Here is a 21,558-nt window from a genome sequence, read left to right on the forward strand (position 1 = left end):
GATCAAAGATCGCCAAAATCCAGCCCGGCCTGCGCACCGGGCTGGTGCGAAACCCGTGTCTCGATCCGGGGCGCCTTGCGGTTGGGGCTGACCAGTGGCGGCAGGCGAGGATGCCGATCCACAAACAGTTCCGCGAGCGTGAAGATCTGAAGCGCCGGAAAGCGGCCGAATTCGGTCTGGACCAGGCCGTGGCTGTCCGCTTCCTGCTCCATGCCGCGTGTCGGCGCCGCTGCACAGACGAACAGGCCGATGCGATGGCCATCCCGCTGCATCACCCGTCCAAGATCGCGCACCATGGCCGGATTGACATTATGGCCGGCCTTGACGGAGATGACGCCAGTCCGGGTCTGGCCGCCCTCCCCGACATAATAGAAATAGCCGTCGACACCCTTGTCGCCGCCTTTCTTGCCGCCCATCCAGGGCCAACCGCCCAGCTTGAGCGTGATCCAGTGCTGAAACTGATGCGGATCATCTACGGCCAGGCGCTGGGCCGAAGCGAGGTCGCGCGGGCTGCCGATGGTTTCAAACCGCGCAGCATTCCCATAACCTTCGCGCAGCCGCTTTTCGATCAGGCCGATGGCGAGGTGCGTGATATCGATGCCGATCCAGCGGCGACCCAGCTTCTGCGCGGCATCCACCGCCGTGCCACAACCGCAGAAGGGATCGAGGATGACGTCGCCAGGGTTGGAGGAGGCGGCGATAATGCGTTCGAGCAGGCCGATCGGCTTCTGGGTCGGATAGCCCAGTTTCTCATCCTCGCTATCCAGCCATTTGACATCCGCGTCGATGCCCTCCTCCGTATCGATCAGGCAGCCATCCGTGCCCGGCTGATAGGCCCAGATATCCTGATAGACTGTCCCCTGCCCCAGCCGCTGCTTGTAAGTAGGTCGCCCGGATGCCGACAGCACAACCTCTCCGGCCTGGTGGAGCAGATCAAGCATCTGCTGCGGCGGAGCATCCTGCTGATCAAGCGGCAACAAGGCCTTGAGCGATGCGGGTATTGCCCAATGACGACTGCGCGCGGTGGGATCATAGCCCATCCATGGCAGGCCACTGGCCCCGGCGCGAATGCCCGCCCCTGTCAGTTCATTAAGTCGATAGGCGCCACGATCATCGCTATAGCGGAACGCGCCCGATATATATTTCCGCAGATGCGGCGTCCGGCCAGGATGAAAGATGATGTCCCGGCTGCGGGAATAGAAGAAAATGGTATCGTGGACCGGGCCGAACTGTGTCGACAATTTATTGTGCGACGATGTCCTGCGCCAGATGATCTCGCTACGGAAATTTTCCACGCCGAACACCGCGTCCAGTACCAGTTTCAGATAGTGGCTCGCGGTTGGATCGCAGTGGAGATAGAGGCTGCCGCTGGACTTGAGCACGCGATGCAGTTCCTGCAGGCGCACCGCCATCATGACCAGATAGGCCATCATGGCATTTTCGCCGATCGCCGTGCGCATCGCCTGCATCAACACATACAGCCGATGGTTGCCACTGTTGGTGATGTCCATCAGGGCGCCCGCAGCGGCCGGTCCCCAGCTCCATGTATCATCGAACGCCTCTATGCTGGCGTCCGCGCCAGTGCCGGCGGGGGACCGAAAGAGGATATTGTAGCTGGCATTGGAATTGAACGGCGGATCAAGATAGACGAGATCGACGCTCTCATCCGTAATATGTGCCCGCAATATGTCGAGATTGTCGCCATAATAGAGGCGATCGACCGTCCCGTTCCCTGATGCCATCGCGCTGTCCCCTCCATGGGCAGCTCAACAAAAGGGGGAGGGTTCTTCCACAGAAAGCCGGTCCATTTCGGCGCGGCCCTAGTCGGAAAGAAGGGCGCGCCGCCTGTTGGCGCGCCCTTCCCGTCCATTTCCGATGCAGTTACGCGCCGTGTGCCAACGCCGCCAGCAGCAGCAAGGCCACGATATTGGTGATCTTGATCATCGGGTTGACCGCCGGGCCAGCTGTGTCCTTGTAGGGATCACCGACCGTGTCACCAGTCACTGCGGCCTTGTGCGCCTCGCTGCCCTTGCCGCCATGATGGCCATCCTCGATATATTTCTTCGCATTGTCCCAGGCGCCACCACCCGACGTCATCGACAGGGCCACGAATAGCCCCGAGACGATGACGCCCAGCAGCAGTGCGCCCAGGGCGGCAAAGCCATTGGGCACGCCCGCGACCGCCGCAATGATGAAATAGACCGCGATCGGCGCCAGCACCGGCAGCAGCGAGGGGATGATCATCTCCTTGATCGCGGCGCGGGTGACGAGATCGACGGTGCGGGCATAATTGGGGCGCGACGTCCCTTCCATAATGCCCTTGTTGGTGGCGAACTGGTCACGCACATCCTTGACCACGTCGCCGGCCGCGCGGCCGACCGCCGTCATCCCCATGGCGCCGAACAGATAGGGCAACAGCGCGCCCAGCAGCAGGCCGACGATGACATAGGGGTTGGACAGGCTGAAATCGACCGGCTCGGTAAGACCCAGGGCCGAATTGTAGAATTTGAGGTCCTCCGTATAGGCGCCGAACAGCACCAGCGCGGCGAGGCCGGCCGAGCCGATGGCATAGCCCTTGGTCACCGCCTTGGTGGTGTTGCCGACCGCGTCGAGCGCATCGGTCTTCACCCGCACGCTGTCGTCGAGATGCGCCATTTCAGCGATGCCGCCGGCATTGTCTGTGACCGGGCCATAGGCATCCAATGCCACGACCATGCCGGCCAGTGCCAGCATCGCGGTGGCGGCAAAGGCAATGCCGATCAGGCCCGCCAGCTGATAGGCGACGATGATGCCGACCACGATCACGATCGTCGGCAGCGCAGTCGATTCCAGGCTGATCGCCAGCCCCTGGATGACATTGGTGCCATGGCCGGTTTCCGATGCCTTGGCGATCGAGCGGACCGGGCGATAATTGGTGCTGGTATAATATTCGGTGATGACGACCAGCAGACCGGTCACGGCCAGGCCGACCATCATCGACCAGAACAGCGCCATGCCGGTATAGCCGCCGACCCCGTCCAGATCGGTGCCGAACGGGGTGCGGATGTCGCCCAGCGTATATTGGGTGACAAAATAAAGCGCCGGAATCGACAGCATCGCAGTGGTCCAGAACCCCTTGTAGAGCGCCCCCATGATCGACTGACTGGCACCCAGGCGGACCATATAGGTACCGATGATCGAGGTGATGATGCATACGCCGCCGACGATCAGCGGCAACGACATGAGGCGCATCAGGAAGGCGTTATCGACGCCGGTCACCAGCAATGCGGTCAGCACCATGGTGGCGCCGACGGTGACGACATAGGTTTCAAACAGGTCGGCCGCCATGCCGGCACAGTCGCCGACATTGTCGCCGACATTGTCCGCGATCACGGCGGGGTTGCGCGGGTCATCCTCCGGAATGCCGGCCTCCACCTTGCCCACCAGATCGGCGCCGACATCGGCCGCCTTGGTGAAAATGCCGCCGCCAAGCCGCGCGAAGATGGAGATGAGGCTGGCGCCGAACGCGAGCGCGACCAGACTGTCGATCACCAGGCGGTCATCAGGCGCGTGGCCGGCCGGACCGGTCAGATACCAGAAAAAGGTGCTGATCGCGAGCAGGGCAAGCCCGGCCACCAGCATGCCGGTGATGGCCCCTGCGCGAAAAGCAACGGTCAGGCCATTCTGCAGGGTGCCGCGAGCGGCCTCCGCCGTGCGGACATTGGCACGCACCGAGATGTTCATGCCGATAAAGCCGGCCGCACCCGACAGGATCGCGCCAATCAGGAAGCCAACGGCACTGGTTATCCCCAGGAACAGGAAGACAAGGACGGCGACGACGACGCCGACCACCGCGATGGTGGTATATTGGCGGCCGAGATAGGCCTTCGCCCCTTCCTGAATCGCCCCCGCGATCGCCTGCATGGTTTCATTGCCCGCCGGCGCGGCGAGCACCTGGCGACTGGTGAAAAGCCCGTAGAGCACGGCCAGCAGGCCGCACCCTATGGCAATATAGACTATCTGCATGCTTGCTCCTCTCCCCCTATTGTTGCTGTCATCGATCGCTCCGCAGGGAATGACGGGCGGGCGAAGGGCGCAACAGCGGGCGGCCGAACGGGAAGGGTCCGGCATCGGGCACCGCGTCAATCAGCAACAGGGCGATGCGCATCGGGCGCTCCAACCGGCTGAGAATAGGCTGATCCGAAGCTACAGCTCAGGCAGCGCGCGTCAAGCCGGTAGCGGAATGCCCCTGATCAACCATGTTCCCAGCCGAGCCGTTCGGGCAGCGGCATGATCGCACCATCGATCCGCAGGGTAAGGCCCGCCCCTTCGGAGAGGTAGCCGATCGGAATCGCGCGGACAGGCGACGAAACGCCGGGTGGCAGGGCGAAGAGCAGTTCATAATCGTCGCCGGCGCGCGCGGCGGCGAGCTGGATCGCGGTGCTACCGCCGCGCACGCTTTCGAGCGCCGGCGAAAGCGGGACATGGTCGATAGTCACGGCAAGATTGCTGGCCGCCCCCATGCGCGCCGCGTCGATCAATAGCCCGTCCGACAGGTCCATCATCGCGGTCGCGACGCGGGCGAGCAAGGCTCCTTCAGCCAAACGCGGGCGCGGTCGGCGATAGGCCGCGACCAGCGGGCCGGATGTGTTGGGATCGACGCGCGCAAGATGGAGGCCGATGCCGGCATCGCCGACCGGCCCGGTGACATAGAGCCGGTCGCCTGCGCGCGCGCCGGCCCGGCTGGGCACCGGCTTGCTGGTCGCTTCGCCGATCGCGGTCAGGCTGTAACTGCGCGGAGCACCAACCGGCATGCTGACCGTGTCGCCGCCGAGCAACGGCATGGCATGCCGTTCCAGCGCCTCGCCCAGCCCTTCGAGGAAGGCTGCATCCCATCCATCATCGCCGGACAGGCTGTAATTGAGCAGGCAGCCGACCGGCCTTGCCCCCTTGGCGGCAAGGTCGGACAGATTCACCGCCGCCAGTTTCCAGCCGATGTCGGCCGGCGGATCAGTGGAGAGATAATGGACGTCCTCGACCATCGTGTCGCTGGTGAGGATCAGGCGCGTGCCGCCGACCGGCAGCACGGCAACATCATCCTGCAGTCCCTGCGCGGCGGGATCATGCGCCAGCAGGCGCAGCAGGGTGAGGAAGCGGGATTCGGCGGACATGATGTGAGCCTATCCCTCTTCCTCGACCGGTACAGTCCTGGCCGATCGTTTCTTGCGAACGGCCAGACCGCTTATTTGCGCGCGTCCTTGGCGACGGCGTCGAGCAGGCCATTGACGAAGCCGGCTTCGCGCTTGTCGTAAAAGGCGTGGGCGACGTCGACATATTCGCTGATGACGGTGCCCGTCGCGATATCCGCACGGGCAAGTAGCTCATAGGTGCCCGCGCGCAAAATCTGGCGCATCGGCTTGTCGAGGCGATCGAGGGTCCAGCCGCTCGACAGGCGGGCGGAAATCAACCCATCGATTTCGGCGCGGCGGCGATCGACGCCAGATACGATATCGTCGAAGAAATTCTGTTCGGCATCGGCATAGGTCACGTCCTCGATCGTCGCACCCAGGCGATGTTCGTGGAATTCGTGCAGCAGCAGATGGAGCGGCGTACCCTCCATTTCGAGCTGGTAAAGCGCCTGGACCGCGGCGAGGCGCGCGGCGGAGCGGGATTTGGAACGTTCGGTCATATCAATCTGTCCATAACCGTTCGGGCCGAGCTTGTCGAAGCCCATGACCGAACGCAGTGAGATGTCCGCCCTTCGACGTCGTTCAGGGCGAACGGAATTTCTAGAGCCGCAACGCGACCGATGCGGCATGGGCAGGCAGGCCTTCCGCCTCAGCCAATGCCACGGCGGCGGGACCGATCGCGCGTATCGCGTCGGGCGTTAGACCCAGGAAACTGGTGCGCTTCATGAAATCGAGCACCGAAAGGCCTGATGAGAAGCGCGCGCGACGGCCGGTCGGCAGCACATGGTTCGGCCCTGCGACATAATCGCCCACCGCCTCCGGCGTCATCCGGCCGAGGAAGACCGAGCCGGCATGACGGACCTGCCTGAAATAGCGGTCGGGATCATCCACCGCCAGTTCCAGATGCTCGGGCGCGAGCCGATCGACCAGCGGCATCGCCTCGTCAAGGTCGCGCACCAGAATGATCGCGCCATTGGCGGCCCAGCTGGTGGTGGCGACAGCCCTCGTCGTCAGCTTGGGAAGCTGCTGCTCGACCGCCTTTTCAACGGCATCGGCAAAGGCCGCATCATCAGTGAAGAGGATCGACTGGCTGGTCGGGTCATGTTCCGACTGGCTCAAGAGATCGGCCGCGATCCAGTCGGCGTCATTCCGGCCATCGGCGACGACGACGATTTCGGACGGGCCGGCGACCATGTCGATGCCGACCACGCCATAAAGCTGGCGCTTGGCTTCGGCGACCCAGGCATTGCCGGGACCGGTGATGACGTCGACCGGCTTGATGCGATCGGTGCCATAGGCGAGCGCCGCGACGGCCTGTGCCCCGCCGACGCGCCAGATTTCTTCGATTCCCGCGATCTGCGCAGCAGCCAGCACCAACGGGTTGATCTCGCCCTTCGGCGTCGGCGTGACCATGGCAATGCGGCGCACGCCCGCCACCTTGGCCGGGATGACATTCATCAGCAGCGAGCTGGGATAGGCGGCGCGGCCACCGGGCACATAGAGCCCGGCAGCGTCCACCGCCGTCCAGCGCGCGCCGAGGCGCACGCCGGCGCTGTCGATGCCGTCGCTGTCCACCGGCCTTTGCTTTTCATGATAGGTGGTGATGCGCGCGGCCGCGAGTTCGAGCGCGTCGCGCAGCTCGCTCGACAGGCCATCGAGCGCGGCACGACAGTCGGCCGGGTCGACCGCCCAGCCGCTGACGTCCAGATCATGATGGTCGAAGCGGCTGGTATAATCGGCGAGCGCGGTGTCGCCATGGGCACGCACAGCCTTCAGGATGGCGCTGACGTCGCGCGACACATCCTCGTCCGCCTCGCGCCGTGCATCGACCAGGGCTGTGAAATCGACCGCGAAGCCGGCGGCCTTGCTGTCGAGCCTAAGCGGCATTGCGCACCTCCACCGCCTTGCGAAACGCCTCCACCAGCGTGGTAAGATCGGCCGAGCGCATCTTGTAGGCGGCGCGATTGACGATCAGCCGCGCCGAGACCGGCATGATGATCGCGGTCTCCACCAGACCATTGGCCTTGAGCGTGGCGCCCGAGGACACAAGGTCGACAATGCGACGCGACAGGCCGAGCGAAGGCGCCAGTTCCATCGCGCCATTCAGCTTCACGCATTCGGCCTGAAGGCCCCGCGCCTCATAATATTTGCGGGTAAGATGCGGATATTTGGTGGCGACGCGGACATGGCTCATCGCTGCCTGATCCTCGTCGCCCGCATCCGCCGGTTCGGCAACCGACAGGCGGCAATGGCCGATATTGAGGTCGACGGGGGCGTAAAGTTCGGAATAGTCGAACTCGTCCACGACGTCGGAACCGACGATGCCGATCTGGGCTGCGCCATGGGCGACGAAGGTCGCAACATCGAAAGCGCGCACGCGGATGATCGACACGTCTGGCCGATTAGTGGCGAAACGCAGCGCCCGGCTCTTCTTGTCATGGAATTCCGCCTCCGGTTCGATACCGGCTTTGGCGAGCAGGGGTAGCGCCTCTTCGAGGATGCGCCCCTTGGGGATGGCGAAGGTGATCGGGCGAGTCATGACGCGCGGGCCTTACCGGCGACGCCCCGGAAACACAAGATTCAGGCGGCCTGTGCCAGCGCTGCCTGCGTGCTTGCGATCCAGCCGCCGCCCAGAACGCGATCGCCGGCGTAGAGCACGGCCGCTTGCCCCGGTGCGACGCCATATTCCGGCGCGTCGAAGACCAGACGATCGCCGTCGAGCCGCGCGGGCACCGGCTTGGCCATCGAACGGACCTTGGCGGTCAGGGGGCCGGTAAAATCACCGCCTAACCAGTTGATGTCGGTCAAGATCGCGCCCGCAACCGCCAGTGCCGCCTTTGGCCCGACAATCACGCGGCGCGCCTCTGCATCAAGACGCACGACATAGAGTGGATCGGGCTGGCCGCCGATTTCCAGCCCCTTGCGCTGCCCTACCGTATAATGAATCAAACCTTTGTGGCGACCGAGGATGCGACCGTCGACATGGACGATATCGCCCCCCTCGTCCGCATCGGGGCGCAGCTTGCGGACGATCTTGGCATAGTCGCCGTCCGGCACGAAGCAAATGTCCTGGCTGTCGGGCTTAAGCGCGACCGCCAGCCCCAGTTCGGCCGCGATTTCGCGGACCTGGGCCTTGGGCAGGCCACCTAGCGGGAAACGCAGATAATCGAGCTGCGCCTGAGTCGTGGCAAACAAAAAATAGCTCTGGTCACGGGCCGGATCGGCGGCACGGTGCAATTCGGCCCCCTGCGGCCCTTCGACGCGACGGACATAATGGCCGGTCGCAAGACAGTCCGCGCCCAGATCACGCGCGATCTGGAACAGGTCGGTGAATTTCACCCCCATATTGCATTTCACGCAGGGAATGGGGGTGCGCCCCGCCATATATTCATCGGCAAAGTCGGCTATCACCGAATCCCGAAACTGGCTTTCATAATCAAAGACATAGTGAGCGATACCGATACGATCGGCGACCGCGCGCGCGTCGCGGATATCCTGCCCTGCACAGCAGCTGCCGGTACGGCCGACGGCAGCGCCATGATCGTAAAGCTGAAGCGTCACACCGATCACTTCGGCGCCCGTCCGCGCGGCCAGCGCGGCGACGACGCTGCTGTCCACGCCACCGGACATGGCAACGACGATGCGCCGCTGCGAGAGCGGCTCGGAAAGCTGGAATTCAGGCTGCATGGCCGCCCATATAGTCGCAAGCCCTCCGGCGTTCCAGCGCGATCCTCGCTCCTTTTGTCGCTTCGACGCAGAAAGCGATCCGGGCATTTACCGGACCTTATCCATTACACCCCTAAACCCAACGGCATGGATCTGAGCTTCCTCCGAACCGGCGGATTAAAACCCGCCATTACCAAGCCAACCGGGCGGCCACGCGTGCCGGCCTGGCCCTTCCTGCGCGCGACATCTGCCGCGGCGCAGGCGGCCAGTCCGACCGCGCAAGCGGTGGCTGGCGTCCTGCGGGGGCAGGACGGGCTGACAGACTGGATCCAGGAACTGGCCGAGATTTTCGCGCCACGTTCCAGCGGCAAGATCGAAGCCGCTCGGCTCGCGGGAAGCTTTAACCCGTTGGTCGCGAGCCATTTAGGGGTGGGGCAAGGATGATGAAATCAGTGTTTACCTTTGGGCTTTAGCCGATCTTCAGGGCTGAGGTGCATAGACGGTTTCGCTGCTGAATTCGGCAACGCCAGTGCCGCTAATTGAGGGTAAGAATGATCGAGAACCAGAAAATCCGACCTGCACAGGTCGTCGGGCCGCTGGGAGAACCCCTGACGCTGGAAAGTCTGCCGCCCGTGGACACCACGCGCTGGGTGGTACGCCGGAAGGCCGAAGTGGTCGCCGCCGTCAATGGCGGACTGCTAACCGTGGACGAAGCGTGCGCGCGTTACAGCCTGACGCTGGAGGAATTTGCCAGCTGGCAGCGCGCGGTTGACCGCTCAGGCATGCACGGCCTGCGCGTAACCCGCATCCAATATTATAAATCCCTCTACGAGCGGCAGCAGAAATATTAAGCGATCGGATGCGGCCGCTGTCCGGCCGCAAAAACCGGGAAATCTGCCCAAGGGCCGCCGGACCTGTGTCCGACGGCCCTTATTCCTTTGTGCCACGGGGATGGTTTCCGAAGCGGAATCATTTTTTGCGGGAACGCGAAGCCGTCTGCCGGGTTGAACATGTCAGCCAACCCGCTGGGGGCGTGGTCAAGGAGAGTAATATGGGCATCATTTTGTGGCTTATCGTCGGCGGCGTGATCGGCTGGCTCGCAAGCATGATCATGCGCACCGATGCGCAGCAGGGCATTTTGCTGAATATCGTGGTCGGCATTGTCGGCGCCTTCATCGGCGGACTGATCTTCAGCGGCGGATCGATCAACAATGCTGGGCTGACATTGTACAGCTTCCTTGTCTCGTTGGTCGGCGCGGTCATTTTGCTGGCGATCGTCAACCTCGTCCGGCGCGGATCCGTACGCTAGAATAGCCAATCGACCCGCAAAAAGGCCGCGCCGTCGCAAAGACAGCGCGGCCTTTTTTTGTTGCGATTTCAGTGTCGTGCGCCAAACCAGCGATAGAGAATCAGCACCGCCATGGCCCCCAGCACAGCAGCGAGAAAGCTGGCCCGCTGACCGGGCAGGTAGAAACCCAGCAGCTGGCCAACATAGGCCGCCAGCAAGGCCCCCGCGATTCCCAACAAGATCGTGACGACGCAGCCGCCCGGGTCGCGTCCGGGCATGACCAGCCGCGCCAACGCACCAGCGAGCAGACCCGTCATGATCCATCCCAGCAATTCCATGGCACACTCCCTCCTGCCCGGCGGCTCGCAATCCATAGCGCGCATAGTCCGACTATTTTGGCAATAGACGCACCAAACGCTGTCCACCGCCATGTTCCGTCCCGGCACAGAATGCTTTGCGAATGCCGGACCAACCGTGATAATGGGACTTGAGGGCGGTGATATATTCATATAACACAGTGCCGAGTTTTGGCGGAACCGCCGGAGAGATGGAAACGGCATGAATTACGAAACCCAGCTGATGGGCGAATCGTCCTCGATCCTCGTCGATGAGGAAGAACGGAACCGCGGTCGGCGCCGGTTGCTGATCATTGGCGGCGTTGCCGCGATCGCCCTGATTGCCGTAGCGGCCGCGCTGTCGATGCGCGGCAAGAGCGCAGCAACGCCAGACGCCGTCCAACAGGCCCCGGTGGTAACCGTCGTGAGCCCTGGTCAAACGATGGTCGCACGCACCGTCAGCGCCACCGGATCGCTCGCCGCCCGAATAGACATGCCGGTCGGCGTCGTTGGCGAAGGCGGCATGGTGACCCGCGTGCTGGTGCAGCCGGGCGACTGGGTCCGGGCCGGGCAAGCGCTGGCCATCGTCGAACGGTCGGTCCAGAGCGAGCAGATCAACTCCCTAGCCGCACAAGTCGAGGTCCAGCGGGCCAACGCCAAGCTGGCACAGGCCCAGCTGGACCGCGCCAAGGCCCTGGTCGGGCGCGGTTTCATCAGCGCCGCCGACATCGATCAGCGTACCGCCACGCGCGATCAGGCCGTAGCCCAGGTCCGCGTGGCCGAGGCGCAGTTGGCCGAGCAGCGCGCCCGCACCGGGCGGCTCGACATCCGTGCGCCCGCAGCGGGCCTTGTCCTGACCCGGACTGTCGAGCCTGGGCAGATCGTGCAGGCCGGCAGCGGCGTGCTGTTCCGCATGGCCAAGGACGGCGAAATGGAAATGCTGGCGCAGGTCAGCGAAGGGGATTTGACCACGCTCCGCGCCGGCAATGGCGCTACGGTAACCCCGGTCGGCGGCAAGGACAGCTTTGCCGGGCGGGTGTGGCAGGTATCGCCGGTCGTCGACCCGCAGAGCCGCCAGGGCATCGCCCGTATCGCCTTGTCCTATAATCCTGCGATCCGGCCAGGTGGCTTTGCTACCGCGACGATTACCAGCGGTTCGGGCGAGGCACCTCTGCTGCCGGAATCGGCCGTCCAGAGCGATGCCAACGGCAATTATGTCTATATCGTCAACGCCAAGAACCAGGTCGAACGCCGCGAAGTGAAGGTCGGCCAAGTGTCGGATACCGGTGTTGCAATCGCCACCGGCCTGACCGGTGCCGAACGGATCGTCACGTCGGCCGGCGCTTTCCTGACCCCCGGGCAGAAGGTCAAGCCCGAGGCACGCAAGGCGCCATGAGCAGCATCGGGCAGGGTTTCTCCCCGCCCGCAACAGGCTGGACAGAGTTGGAAGCGGACGCCCGTGCGTCCGGTGAGGGATGCCCATCATGAGTTTTCGCAATATTTCCGCATGGGCGATCCGCAACCCGGTCCCCCCTCTGGTGCTGTTCGCCGCCCTGCTGCTGGCGGGCGTCGTCAGCTTCATGCGGATGGACGTCAACCAGAACCCGGATATCAGCTTCCCTGCGGTCAGTGTGACCGTAATCCAGCCCGGTGCCGCGCCGACCGAGCTGGAAACCCAGGTCACCCAGCGGATCGAGGCCGCCGTGCGCGGCATCAGCGGGGTGGAGGACATCACATCCTTCGCATCCGAGGGGCAATCGCTGACCAATGTCCAGTTCAAGATAGGCACGCCGGTTGACCGCGCGGTCAACGACGTCAAGAACGCCGTCGACCAGATCCGCAGCGATCTGCCCGATGGCATTCTAGAACCACAGGTTACCCGCATCGACGTCGACGGCGGCCCGATTGCCTATTTCAGCGCCGAAACCACGGACATGACGCTGGAAGAACTGTCCTGGTATGTCGACAATACCGTCGCCAAACGCCTGCTGGCCGTGAGCGGCATGGCGGCAGTCCGGCGCGGCGGCGGGGTCAGCCGCGAAATCCGCGTCATCCTGGATCCGGCCAAGCTGCAGGCTTATGGCGTCACCGCCGCACAAGTAAATGCCCAGCTGAGCCAGGTGAACCTGAACGCAGCCGGCGGCCGCACCGAAATCGCCGGCGCCGAACAGTCGATCCGCGTACTGGGCAACGCCCGCAACGCACGCGATCTGGGCGCCACCCAGATCGCCATTTCCGGCGCGCGCACGGTCAAACTGTCCGACATCGCCGACGTGCGCGACATGTATGCCGAACAGCGCAGCATGTCGCTGATGAACGGCCGCCAGGTCACCAGTTTCAGCCTGGAAAAAGCCAAGGGCTCGTCCGACGTGACCGTCTATGACGAAGCTATGAAGGTGCTGGACAAGCTGAAGAAGGAAAACCCCAAGGTCCAGTTCAAGCAGCTCTACACCAGCGTCGACTATACCAAGGGCCAGTATCACAGCGCCATGTCGGCGATGATCGAAGGTGCCGTGCTGGCGGTCGTCATCGTCTTCCTGTTCTTGCGCGACTGGCGCGCGACCATGATTTCTGCCCTTGCGATCCCGCTGTCGGCGATCCCGTCCTTCTGGTTCATGGAAATGCTGGGCTTTACGCTGAATGGCATTTCGCTGCTGGCATTGAGCCTGGTGGCTGGCGTGTTGGTCGACGACGCCATCGTGGAAATCGAGAATATCGTCCGCCATATGCGCATGGGCAAATCCGCCTATCAGGCGTCGATCGACGCGGCGGACGAAATCGGCCTCGCCGTGCTGGCGACCACCATGGCGATCGTCGCCGTATTCCTGCCGGTTGCACTGATGCCGGGCATTTCCGGCCAGTTCTTCATCCAGTTCGGCATGACCGTGGTCGTATCGGTGCTGATGAGCCTCGCCGTCGCGCGCCTCATCACGCCGATGATCGCCGCCTATTTCCTCAAGGCTCATGGCGAGGAAAGCCATGGCGAAGGCTGGCTGATGGACCGCTACATGAGCGTGCTCCACTGGTCGCTCGAAGACCGCAAGGCCAAGGCGCGCCGCGCGCGCGGTGGCTTCGGCAACCGGTTCGTCGCCTTCTTCATCGACCATCGTGTCTGGACGCTGGGTGCAGGCATCCTGGCCTTCATCGCCACCCTGTTCGCCTTCGGTACTCTGCCGATGACCTTCCAGCCAACAATCAACACCGATTTCAGCCAGGTGAAGATCGAGACCGTGCCGGGCAGCACGCTGGAACAGACCACCGCCATCACCCGCAAGGTCGCCGATATGCTGGCCGCGGACAAGGATGTCGTGGAAGCCGCCTTTGCCGATATCGAACCGACCAGCGCCAGCATCTTCCTGACGCTCAAGAAGGATCGCCCGATCTCGTCGGTAGAATGGGAACGCAAGGTTGCACCCAAGTTCCAGACCGTTGCCGACGCGCGGGTGAATTTCCAGTCGCAGTCGGGCGGCGGCTTTGGCCGTGACATCATCATGATGTTCGGTTCGGATGATCCGGTACTGCTGGAGAAGACCGCGAACCAGCTGGTGCACGACATGGCCGGCATTCCCGAACTGCGTGCACCGCGTGTGCAAGGTGACATGCAGCGGCCGGAAATCATCATCAAGCCGCGTCTCGACCTGGCCGCCAGCATGGGCGTAACCACGGCCGCGCTCAGCCAGTCGATCCGGATCGCGACCATCGGCGACATCGACCAGAATGTGGCAAAATTCTCGCTATCCGATCGCCAGATACCGATCCGCGTGTCCCTGGCCGAGGAAAGCCGTAAGGATATCGCGACGATCGAGAATATGCCCGTGCCGACCGTCAACGGTGGCTCTGTTCCACTCAAGGTCGTTGCCGACATCAGCTTTGGCGCAGGCCCGACGCAGATCCGCCGCTATAATCAGATCCGCCGTGTCGTCGTCGGCGCCGATCTGGCACCCGGCGTGGTTACCAGCCAAGCGACGCAGAAAATCAATGCCCTGCCACTGATGAAGGCGATCAACGAAGGTCGTGTCCAGGGCGTGCAGAAGATCAATGCCGGCGACAGCAAGTTCCAGGCCGAGATGCTGACCAACTTCGTGATCGCAGTCGCCTCCGGCATCCTGCTGGTGCTGGCGGTACTGACCCTGCTCTATAAGCGGATCATGCCGCCGTTCGTGAACCTGGGATCGCTGTTGCTGGCGCCGCTAGGCGGGGCGATTGCACTGCATATTGCTGGCCAGCCCATGTCTCTGCCGGTGTTCATCGGCCTGCTGATGCTGCTGGGGATCGTCGCCAAGAATTCGATCCTTGTCATCGATTTCGCGCTGGAAGAGATGGAGAAGGGCGTACCCAAGCAAGCCGCGATCATCGACGCTGGCCACAAGCGCGCCCAGCCGATCGTCATGACCACGGTCGCAATGGTCGCGGGCATGGTGCCAACCGCCTTGTCGCTGTCTGGCGACTCTGCATGGCGCGCACCGATGGGCATTACCGTGATCGGCGGGTTGCTGCTGTCGACGGTGCTGACATTGGTGATCGTGCCGGCCGTGTTCAGCCTGGCGCTGGGCGTGGAGCAATGGGTCGGACCGCGGCTCAGTCGCCGTTTCCTTACCCATAAGCAGGACGGCCTGCATCCTGGCGGCCATAGCCAGCCGGCGGAATAAGAGGAACACGGCCGCCGTGTCAAAATATGCGCTTGTCTGAACGAAACGGGCGCGTAACCGTTTCACCGTCATGAAGCTGCTGCGCATGCCCCGTTCGCCCCTCGACGCCGCCGCCCATCCCGCGCGGCGCATGCGGTTGGTGGCGACGGGGATGCTACTGGCGATGGCGGCGATCTTCATCACAGCGCGCGTCACCGTCCACCTCCACCCCGCCATCGGTTTCGTCCAGGCCTTTGCCGAGGCGGCAATGGTGGGCGGCCTGGCAGACTGGTTCGCGGTCACGGCCCTGTTCCGTCATCCGTTGGGTCTGCCGATCCCGCACACGGCGATCATCCCGCGCAACAAGGACCGGATCGGCGACACGCTGGCAGTCTTCCTGCGCGACAATTTCCTGATTCCCGCTGTAGTGGCGCGCCGGATGCGCGGCATGGACGTGGCAGGCGCAGCCGGGCGCTTCCTGGCCAGCCCCTCGGGCGGCGATGGACGGCTGCGCGTCGGCGCCTCCCGACTGCTGGCAGACATGCTGGAAGCACTGGATCAGGAGCGGCTGGGCGGCATGGTCAAGAGCGCGATCGGCCAGCGGATGCGCGCGATCAATGTCGGCCCGCTAATCGGCCAGGCGATCGAAGCGGCGATGCGCGACGGCCGTCATGCGCCGGTGATGGACAGTATCATTCGATGGGCGGACAAGGCGCTGGAGGCCAATGACCATTTGATCCGCCAGATGGTGCAGGAGCGCGCCGGCAAGGTATTGCGCTGGACTGGGCTGGACGAGAATCTGGCCAATGCGATCCTCAACGGCCTGCGCAAGTTGCTGGCCGACATGGCCGCCGATCCCGATCACAGCCTGCGCCTCAAGGCTGAGGAAGGCATGGCAAAGCTGGCCTTTGACCTGCAGTTCGACCTGGAAATGCAAGCGAAGGCAGCGACGATACGCGATGAGATTCTCGACAATCCGGCAATGCAGCGCTGGATTGAGGGGATGTGGGAACAGGCGCGCGCCGGCCTGCTGCGCGCGGTACGCGATCCAGGCAAGGCGATGGCCGGGCGACTGGGCGAGGCGCTGCAGCAGCTGGGTGGCACGCTGCAGGAAGATGCCCGGCTGAAGTTGGTGATCAACCGCTTCGTACGTCGCGCCGCAGTCGGCGCCACGGCGACCTATGGCGATTCGATCGTCACGCTGGTGAGCGAGACGGTGCGCGGCTGGGATGCTGGCACGGTCACCACCCGACTGGAGAATGCCGTCGGGCGCGATTTGCAATATATCCGTATCAACGGAACCTTGGTCGGCGGCCTGGTCGGCCTCGCCATCCACGCCATCGACACCTTCCTATAAGGGTGGCCGGCCTATAGGGGTGGTCGGGGCGCATCGGGCCAAAACGACACGCCCCGACCGGAACCGGTCGCACAGAGGAGAGGCCCCCGGTTCCTGACTGAAGAAGATTAATCGTCGGCACCACCTTTGGCGTGCGACGGAGGCAATGGCAGTTCGTCCGCGCTCAGCAAACCGTCGCCATTGCGGTCGAGATCATGGAACATGGCGAGTGAAGGCGCCGAAAATTCGGCTCGATCGATCATGCCATCATCATTGCCGTCCTCGGGATAGGGCATGGCGCGGCCTGGCGGTGGAGGTGTCGCAGCCTCGCGGCGTGAACCTGGCGACGGGCCGCCGGGCAGAGGGCCGTCGGCATCGCCGGGGCCTCCGGGACCGCCACGGCCATGCCGACGCTCGCCCTGCCCTTCTTGGCGGGGGCCGCGCTGGTGCCCCAGCATCTGCTGCATCGCTTCGGCCGAGATCGCGCCATCACCGTCTGAATCCATCGCGGAAAAGCGACGATCGAGCCAGGCCTGCATCTCTTCCCCCGTGATCCGGCCATTTCCGTCGGAATCGGCTGCCCAAGGGCCATCAGGCCGTGCCCCATCACCTTGCGGTCCGTCCGTCCGGGCGGCCAAGTCGGCCGACTGCTGAGCGAACAGCGGCACCGGCAGCAACAGAGTCGACAATAGCAGCATCTTGGGAAGGCACATCGGGGCTCCTGGATTGGCGTTGTCGCAATTCCTCGCACCGCCGCTTTGCCCCGATATGTCCCAAGGCGGCGCGAATATTTCAGGCGAGATGCGTCGTTGAAAATTGATGTTGCAACATATCATTATTTGATGTTGTATCATTTCACGAGCGCCGGAGGGACGGTGCCGCGAGAGGAGGGTGCAGTCCATGTATATGACGATGCAACCGGCAAATGATGCGCCCCGGTCGGGCTATGCCGCGCGACGCAAATCGCCGATCGGGATAGGCGGCGCGATTGCCGTCCATGCGGTGGTGGTCGGCGCCTTCCTGCTGATGCCCAAAGAAGTCATCGACTGGGTGCACCCGACGAAACCGATCATCGGCTATCCCGTGCCGCTGCCCCCGCCGCCCGAGCCCACACCGCCGGAGCCGAACAAGCAAACGGTCCAGACCGACCCCCTGCCCCAGCGACCGACAACTGTCGACCCCTTTGTCCTGCCACCCGTTCCCACGGGACCGACCGTTGAAGGCGGCCCATCCTCACCTTTCAACGGCACCGGAACCGGCACGATTGCCGATCCGCCACTGCCCCCGCCGCATGTCCCGATATTGGTCGATTCGACCATCGCGCCCAACGCGCTGAGCAGCTTTCAGCCCGACTATCCCGGCGCGATGATCCGCCAGGGGCTGGACGGCAGCGTCACGGTGCGCGTCATCATCAGCCCGGAAGGGCGCGTAACCGACATCGTCAAGATTTCCGCGACCGATGAGGCTTTCTGGCTGGCAACCCAGCGCCATGCGCTGCGCAAATGGCGGTTCCGGCCGGCGACACGCGATGGTGTGGCGGTGGAGAGCAGCAAGACACTGACAGTGCGTTTCACCCTGACGGATCGATGAGGATGCAGAACGGTGCGGGCGGGACATTCTCGCTCGCGCCTCTTTCATGGAGGCACCCCGATGGATCATTTTGCATCCGCGCCCGCCCTGCCCTATAAGAGCAGCATGGCGATATTTCCCCGTCCCGTTTCTCCCAAGAGCGCGCTTGGCGACTTCTGGGGTTATTTCAAACAACAGCGGCAGCATAAATGGCCGCTGCTCGGCGTGTCCGCGGCCTTCACCTATGTGATCGTCTGGGCCTTCATCGTCGACGCCAATACGAATACGATGCCGACCCGCAACAAGATCATCTATGTGCAGAGTTGGGACGCGAACCGATCCGATGCGGCGGTGATCCTGCAACAGAAGATCGACTTCGCCAAGCGCGAGGCCGCACTGCAGAAGCAGCAGAAGAAGATGCAGGGCTTTGCCGATGCTTTCGGCATCGAATGGCGTGAGGAAGAGGCGCGCAACACCGCCAAGCGCAAGGAAGCCGTCCGTCAGATCAATGGCTTATTGGACGAGCGATTGGCCAAGGCCGAAGCCAAGGCTGCGTCGGCAACCGCGCAACCCTGACCATGGTGGCCGACATAGCCGCCGATCGTCGCTACATGGCGGCGGCGATTGCCCTGTCGGAACGTGGCCGGGGCCTGTCCACGCCCAACCCCAATGTCGGCTGCCTGATCGTGAAAGACGGCCATGTCGTTGGCCGCGGCTGGACCCAGAAGGGCGGCCGTCCCCATGCCGAGGCGCAAGCGCTGGACGAGGCAATGGACCGCGCCCATGGCGCCACCGCCTATGTGACGCTGGAGCCCTGTTTTCACCTGAGCCCACGCGGGCCGCGCTGTGCCGACCTGATGGCGCGCGCCGGCGTCGCCCGAGTCGTGATCGCCCTACGCGATCCTGATCCACGTACCGATGGCCAAGGGGCCGAATGGCTGCGCGAACGCGGCGTGACGGTAGAGATGGGGCTGATGGCAACCGAAGCCGCCGAAGCGATGCGCGGCTTCGTGCTGCGCCAGACGCTGGGCCGGCCGGCGGTGACGCTGAAGCTGGGCCTCTCGCTCGACGGGCGCATTGCCCTCGCCGATGGGTCGAGCCGCTGGATCACCGGGCCGGATGCCCGCGCCCACGCCCATCTGGAACGGGCACGGCATGACGCCATCCTGGTCGGCGGCGGCACGCTGCGCGCCGATGCGCCTAGCCTGGACGTACGCTTGCCGGGGCTGGAGGATCGATCGCCCCGCCGGCTGCTGTTGAGCTGCGGCGCCGCACCCGAGGGCTGGAGCGCGATCGCCGATCCGCAGGATATCGCGACGCTCGACCGAGTCGACCATCTGATGGTCGAGGGCGGCGCCGAGACCGCCGCCGCCTTCCTGCGCGCCGATCTGGTCGACCGGCTGCTGCTCTATCGCGCGCCGATCCTGATCGGGTCGGGCCTGGCCGGGATCGGCGATATCGGCCTGATCGACCTGGCCGAGGCGCATGGCCGCTGGCGCCAGACCGACCAACGCCGGTTCGGCCCGGACCGGCTGGAGGTTTACGCGCGGACGCGCAGCGCCTAGATCAGCGCAAATTTCTTTCCCAAGGATCTGGGCACCATGTTCACCGGCATCATCACCGACATCGGCACCATCCGCACCCATGAGCAGCGCGGCGACCTGCGCCTGATCATCGAGAGCGGCTATGACATGGAGACGGTCGCGATCGGCGCATCGATCGCCTGTTCGGGCGCCTGCCTGACGGTGGTGGAAAAGGGGCCTGGCTGGTTCGCGGTCGACCTGTCGGCCGAAACCGTCGCCCGCACCGCGCCGGGCCTGTGGGCACAGGGCGGCAGGCTGAACCTGGAACGCGCATTGAAGGTCGGCGACGAACTGGGCGGCCATATCGTCACCGGCCATGTCGATGGCATCGGCCATCTGGTGTCGGCCAGCCGCGAGGGCGATTCGATCCGTCTGGTCATCAGCGCGCCGGCGGAACTGGCCGCCGCGCTGGCTGCCAAGGGGTCGATCACATTGGACGGCATCTCGCTGACCGTGAACAGCGTCGAGGACCAGCCCGACGGCAGCGTGCATTTCGGCCTCAACATCATCCCACACACCGCGATCGCAACCACGTTGGACAGCCTGCCCGAAGGCCGAGCGTTCAATCTGGAGATCGATGTGCTGGCCCGTTATCTCGACCGGATGCAGAGCCTTCGCAGCAAATGATGTGATTTCACCCTTGAAGAAATCACATTGTAGTGTGATATGGCCCTCATCCCCGATCCGGGAAGGAGTGTTTATGTCGTCCTCGCTTATCGATTCCGTCCGCGCCCTCGTCACCGATGGTGGCATGTCCCGATCGGGCCTGGCGCGCGCCGCCGGCCTGCACGCCAACAGCTTGCGCAAGCTGGGTGAAGGCGACTGGAACCCGACCGCGGAAACGCTGGGCAAGCTGGAGGCCTATCTGTTGAAGCGCGAGGGCGGCACCGCGCTCGCCAGCCCCGAGGAAATCATCAACGAGGCCCGCAACGGCCGCATGTTCATCCTGGTCGATGACGAGGATCGCGAAAATGAAGGCGATCTGGTCATCCCCGCCCAGATGGCGACCCCCGACGCGATCAACTTCATGGCCACCCATGGCCGCGGCCTCATCTGCCTGGCGCTGACCAAGAGCCGGGTCGAGGAATTGGGCCTGGACCTGATGAGCCGCAACAACGGCACCCGTCACGAAACCGCCTTCACCGTGTCGATCGAGGCGCGCGAAGGCGTCACCACCGGCATCAGCGCCGCCGACCGTGCCCGTACCGTTTCGGTCGCGATCGATTCCGGCAAGAGCAAGCAGGACATCGTCACGCCGGGCCATATCTTTCCGCTGATCGCCAAGGATGGTGGCGTGCTGGTGCGCACCGGCCATACCGAAGCAGCCGTCGATGTCGCGCGCCTCGCCGGCCTCAACCCGTCCGGCGTCATCTGCGAGGTGATGAAGGATGACGGCACGATGGCGCGGCTCGACGACCTCATCCCCTTCGCTGCCAAGCACAAGATGAAGATCGGCACGATCCGCGACCTGATCGCCTATCGCCGCCGCCACGACCATGTCGTCGAGCGCCGCGCTGAGACGGCCTTTGAAAGCAAGTGGGGCGGTGAGTGGAAGGCGATCACCTTCTTCAACAAGGCCACCAAGTCGGAACAGCTGGTACTGCAGAAGGGCAAGGTCGACCCCGACCAGCCGACCCTGGTGCGGATGCATCAACTCGCCCCGCTGAGCGACATTTTTGGCGGCGAAGGGCCGCGTGGCGACGTGCTGGCGCGGTCGATGGACATCATCGCCAAGGAAGGCGCTGGCGTGGTCGTGCTGCTGCGTGACGGCGAACCCGACATGCTGACTCGCATGATCCAGGCCCATGCCGGCAAGCAGCCCGGCGGCATGGACGAATTGCGCGACTATGGCGTGGGCGCCCAGATCCTGGCGGAACTGGGCGTGCATGACATGATCCTGCTCAGCAACACCCAGCACAGCCTGATCGCCCTTGACGGCTATGACCTGGCCGTGGTTGGGCAGCGTCCGATCGAGCTCTGAAGGA

20 protein-coding genes are annotated in these 21,558 nt (G+C 64.0%); 11 read left to right on the forward strand and 9 right to left on the reverse strand.

The features are described 5' to 3' along the window. Positions 1-2 precede the first annotated feature (2 nt). From PMI04_RS19725 to mnmA, 7 genes are all read right to left on the reverse strand, one after another. Positions 3-1,742, reverse strand: a complete 1,740-nt coding sequence (locus PMI04_RS19725; protein WP_007712985.1) for a site-specific DNA-methyltransferase — start codon at positions 1,740-1,742, stop codon at positions 3-5. Positions 1,743-1,881: 139 nt separating this feature from the next. After that, positions 1,882-4,005 (reverse strand): sodium-translocating pyrophosphatase, encoded by a 2,124-nt coding sequence (locus tag PMI04_RS19730; protein WP_007712987.1) that lies wholly within the window; start codon positions 4,003-4,005, stop codon positions 1,882-1,884. A 227-nt stretch (positions 4,006-4,232) separates the two neighbouring features. Beyond that, positions 4,233-5,150: a thiamine-phosphate kinase gene (thiL, locus tag PMI04_RS19735; protein ID WP_007712991.1), complete on the reverse strand. Its 918-nt coding sequence runs from the start codon at positions 5,148-5,150 to the stop codon at positions 4,233-4,235. A 71-nt stretch (positions 5,151-5,221) separates the two neighbouring features. Beyond that, positions 5,222-5,668 carry a transcription antitermination factor NusB gene (gene nusB / locus PMI04_RS19740; RefSeq protein ID WP_037486957.1) on the reverse strand — a complete coding sequence of 149 codons (447 nt, stop codon included), beginning with the start codon at positions 5,666-5,668 and terminating at the stop codon, positions 5,222-5,224. Between the two features lie 100 nt (positions 5,669-5,768). Next, complete coding sequence (gene hisD / locus PMI04_RS19745) at positions 5,769-7,055, reverse strand: histidinol dehydrogenase (protein ID WP_007712996.1); 1,287 nt, start codon at positions 7,053-7,055, stop codon at positions 5,769-5,771. Further along, the gene (gene hisG, locus PMI04_RS19750; RefSeq protein ID WP_007712999.1) at positions 7,045-7,707 is read right to left on the reverse strand and encodes an ATP phosphoribosyltransferase; all 663 of its coding nucleotides are present in this window, start codon (positions 7,705-7,707) and stop codon (positions 7,045-7,047) included. Before hisG ends, hisD begins: the two co-directional genes overlap by 11 nt. 41 nt (positions 7,708-7,748) lie before the next feature. Beyond that, entirely contained in the window at positions 7,749-8,855 is a 1,107-nt protein-coding gene (gene mnmA, locus PMI04_RS19755; protein WP_007713002.1) for a tRNA 2-thiouridine(34) synthase MnmA, read from the reverse strand. A gap of 126 nt (positions 8,856-8,981) precedes the next feature. Here mnmA and PMI04_RS19760 point away from each other — a divergent pair, with 126 nt between their 5' ends. The 3 genes from PMI04_RS19760 to PMI04_RS19770 all read left to right on the forward strand — a co-directional run bounded on the left by PMI04_RS19760 (position 8,982) and on the right by PMI04_RS19770 (position 10,143). Then, positions 8,982-9,278 carry a hypothetical protein gene (locus PMI04_RS19760; protein ID WP_037486944.1) on the forward strand — a complete coding sequence of 99 codons (297 nt, stop codon included), beginning with the start codon at positions 8,982-8,984 and terminating at the stop codon, positions 9,276-9,278. 107 nt (positions 9,279-9,385) lie between these two features. Then, positions 9,386-9,685: a DUF1153 domain-containing protein gene (locus PMI04_RS19765; protein WP_007687284.1), complete on the forward strand. Its 300-nt coding sequence runs from the start codon at positions 9,386-9,388 to the stop codon at positions 9,683-9,685. A gap of 200 nt (positions 9,686-9,885) precedes the next feature. Next, positions 9,886-10,143 carry a GlsB/YeaQ/YmgE family stress response membrane protein gene (locus PMI04_RS19770; RefSeq protein WP_007713007.1) on the forward strand — a complete coding sequence of 86 codons (258 nt, stop codon included), beginning with the start codon at positions 9,886-9,888 and terminating at the stop codon, positions 10,141-10,143. 68 nt (positions 10,144-10,211) lie between these two features. On the opposite strand, the gene PMI04_RS19775 is transcribed toward PMI04_RS19770, so the two are convergent. After that, the gene (locus PMI04_RS19775) at positions 10,212-10,460 is read right to left on the reverse strand and encodes a GlsB/YeaQ/YmgE family stress response membrane protein (RefSeq protein WP_007713009.1); all 249 of its coding nucleotides are present in this window, start codon (positions 10,458-10,460) and stop codon (positions 10,212-10,214) included. Between the two features lie 220 nt (positions 10,461-10,680). Here PMI04_RS19775 and PMI04_RS19780 point away from each other — a divergent pair, with 220 nt between their 5' ends. The 3 genes from PMI04_RS19780 to PMI04_RS19790 all read left to right on the forward strand — a co-directional run bounded on the left by PMI04_RS19780 (position 10,681) and on the right by PMI04_RS19790 (position 16,442). Continuing rightward, positions 10,681-11,853, forward strand: coding sequence for an efflux RND transporter periplasmic adaptor subunit (locus PMI04_RS19780; protein WP_007713012.1), 1,173 nt, complete (start codon positions 10,681-10,683; stop codon positions 11,851-11,853). An 88-nt stretch (positions 11,854-11,941) separates the two neighbouring features. Further along, positions 11,942-15,106 (forward strand): efflux RND transporter permease subunit, encoded by a 3,165-nt coding sequence (locus PMI04_RS19785; RefSeq protein ID WP_007713015.1) that lies wholly within the window; start codon positions 11,942-11,944, stop codon positions 15,104-15,106. A gap of 70 nt (positions 15,107-15,176) precedes the next feature. Further along, the gene (locus PMI04_RS19790; protein ID WP_007713018.1) at positions 15,177-16,442 is read left to right on the forward strand and encodes a DUF445 domain-containing protein; all 1,266 of its coding nucleotides are present in this window, start codon (positions 15,177-15,179) and stop codon (positions 16,440-16,442) included. 107 nt (positions 16,443-16,549) lie between these two features. Here PMI04_RS19790 and PMI04_RS19795 read toward each other — a convergent pair whose 3' ends face one another. Beyond that, the gene (locus PMI04_RS19795; protein WP_007713032.1) at positions 16,550-17,134 is read right to left on the reverse strand and encodes a hypothetical protein; all 585 of its coding nucleotides are present in this window, start codon (positions 17,132-17,134) and stop codon (positions 16,550-16,552) included. A 187-nt stretch (positions 17,135-17,321) separates the two neighbouring features. Here PMI04_RS19795 and PMI04_RS19800 point away from each other — a divergent pair, with 187 nt between their 5' ends. The 5 genes from PMI04_RS19800 to ribB all read left to right on the forward strand — a co-directional run bounded on the left by PMI04_RS19800 (position 17,322) and on the right by ribB (position 21,554). Next, positions 17,322-18,011 (forward strand): energy transducer TonB, encoded by a 690-nt coding sequence (locus PMI04_RS19800; protein WP_007713034.1) that lies wholly within the window; start codon positions 17,322-17,324, stop codon positions 18,009-18,011. Between the two features lie 60 nt (positions 18,012-18,071). Continuing rightward, positions 18,072-18,566 (forward strand): hypothetical protein, encoded by a 495-nt coding sequence (locus PMI04_RS19805; protein ID WP_007713035.1) that lies wholly within the window; start codon positions 18,072-18,074, stop codon positions 18,564-18,566. Between the two features lie 35 nt (positions 18,567-18,601). Then, the gene (gene ribD, locus PMI04_RS19810) at positions 18,602-19,555 is read left to right on the forward strand and encodes a bifunctional diaminohydroxyphosphoribosylaminopyrimidine deaminase/5-amino-6-(5-phosphoribosylamino)uracil reductase RibD (RefSeq protein ID WP_052028098.1); all 954 of its coding nucleotides are present in this window, start codon (positions 18,602-18,604) and stop codon (positions 19,553-19,555) included. Positions 19,556-19,591: 36 nt separating this feature from the next. Continuing rightward, on the forward strand, positions 19,592-20,200 hold the full coding sequence (locus tag PMI04_RS19815) for a riboflavin synthase (RefSeq protein WP_007713038.1): 609 nt from the start codon (positions 19,592-19,594) through the stop codon (positions 20,198-20,200). Positions 20,201-20,273: 73 nt separating this feature from the next. Next, the gene (ribB, locus tag PMI04_RS19820; protein ID WP_007713039.1) at positions 20,274-21,554 is read left to right on the forward strand and encodes a 3,4-dihydroxy-2-butanone-4-phosphate synthase; all 1,281 of its coding nucleotides are present in this window, start codon (positions 20,274-20,276) and stop codon (positions 21,552-21,554) included. Positions 21,555-21,558 lie beyond the last annotated feature (4 nt).

Source organism: Sphingobium sp. AP49, assembly GCF_000281715.2.
GTDB lineage: Bacteria > Pseudomonadota > Alphaproteobacteria > Sphingomonadales > Sphingomonadaceae > Sphingobium.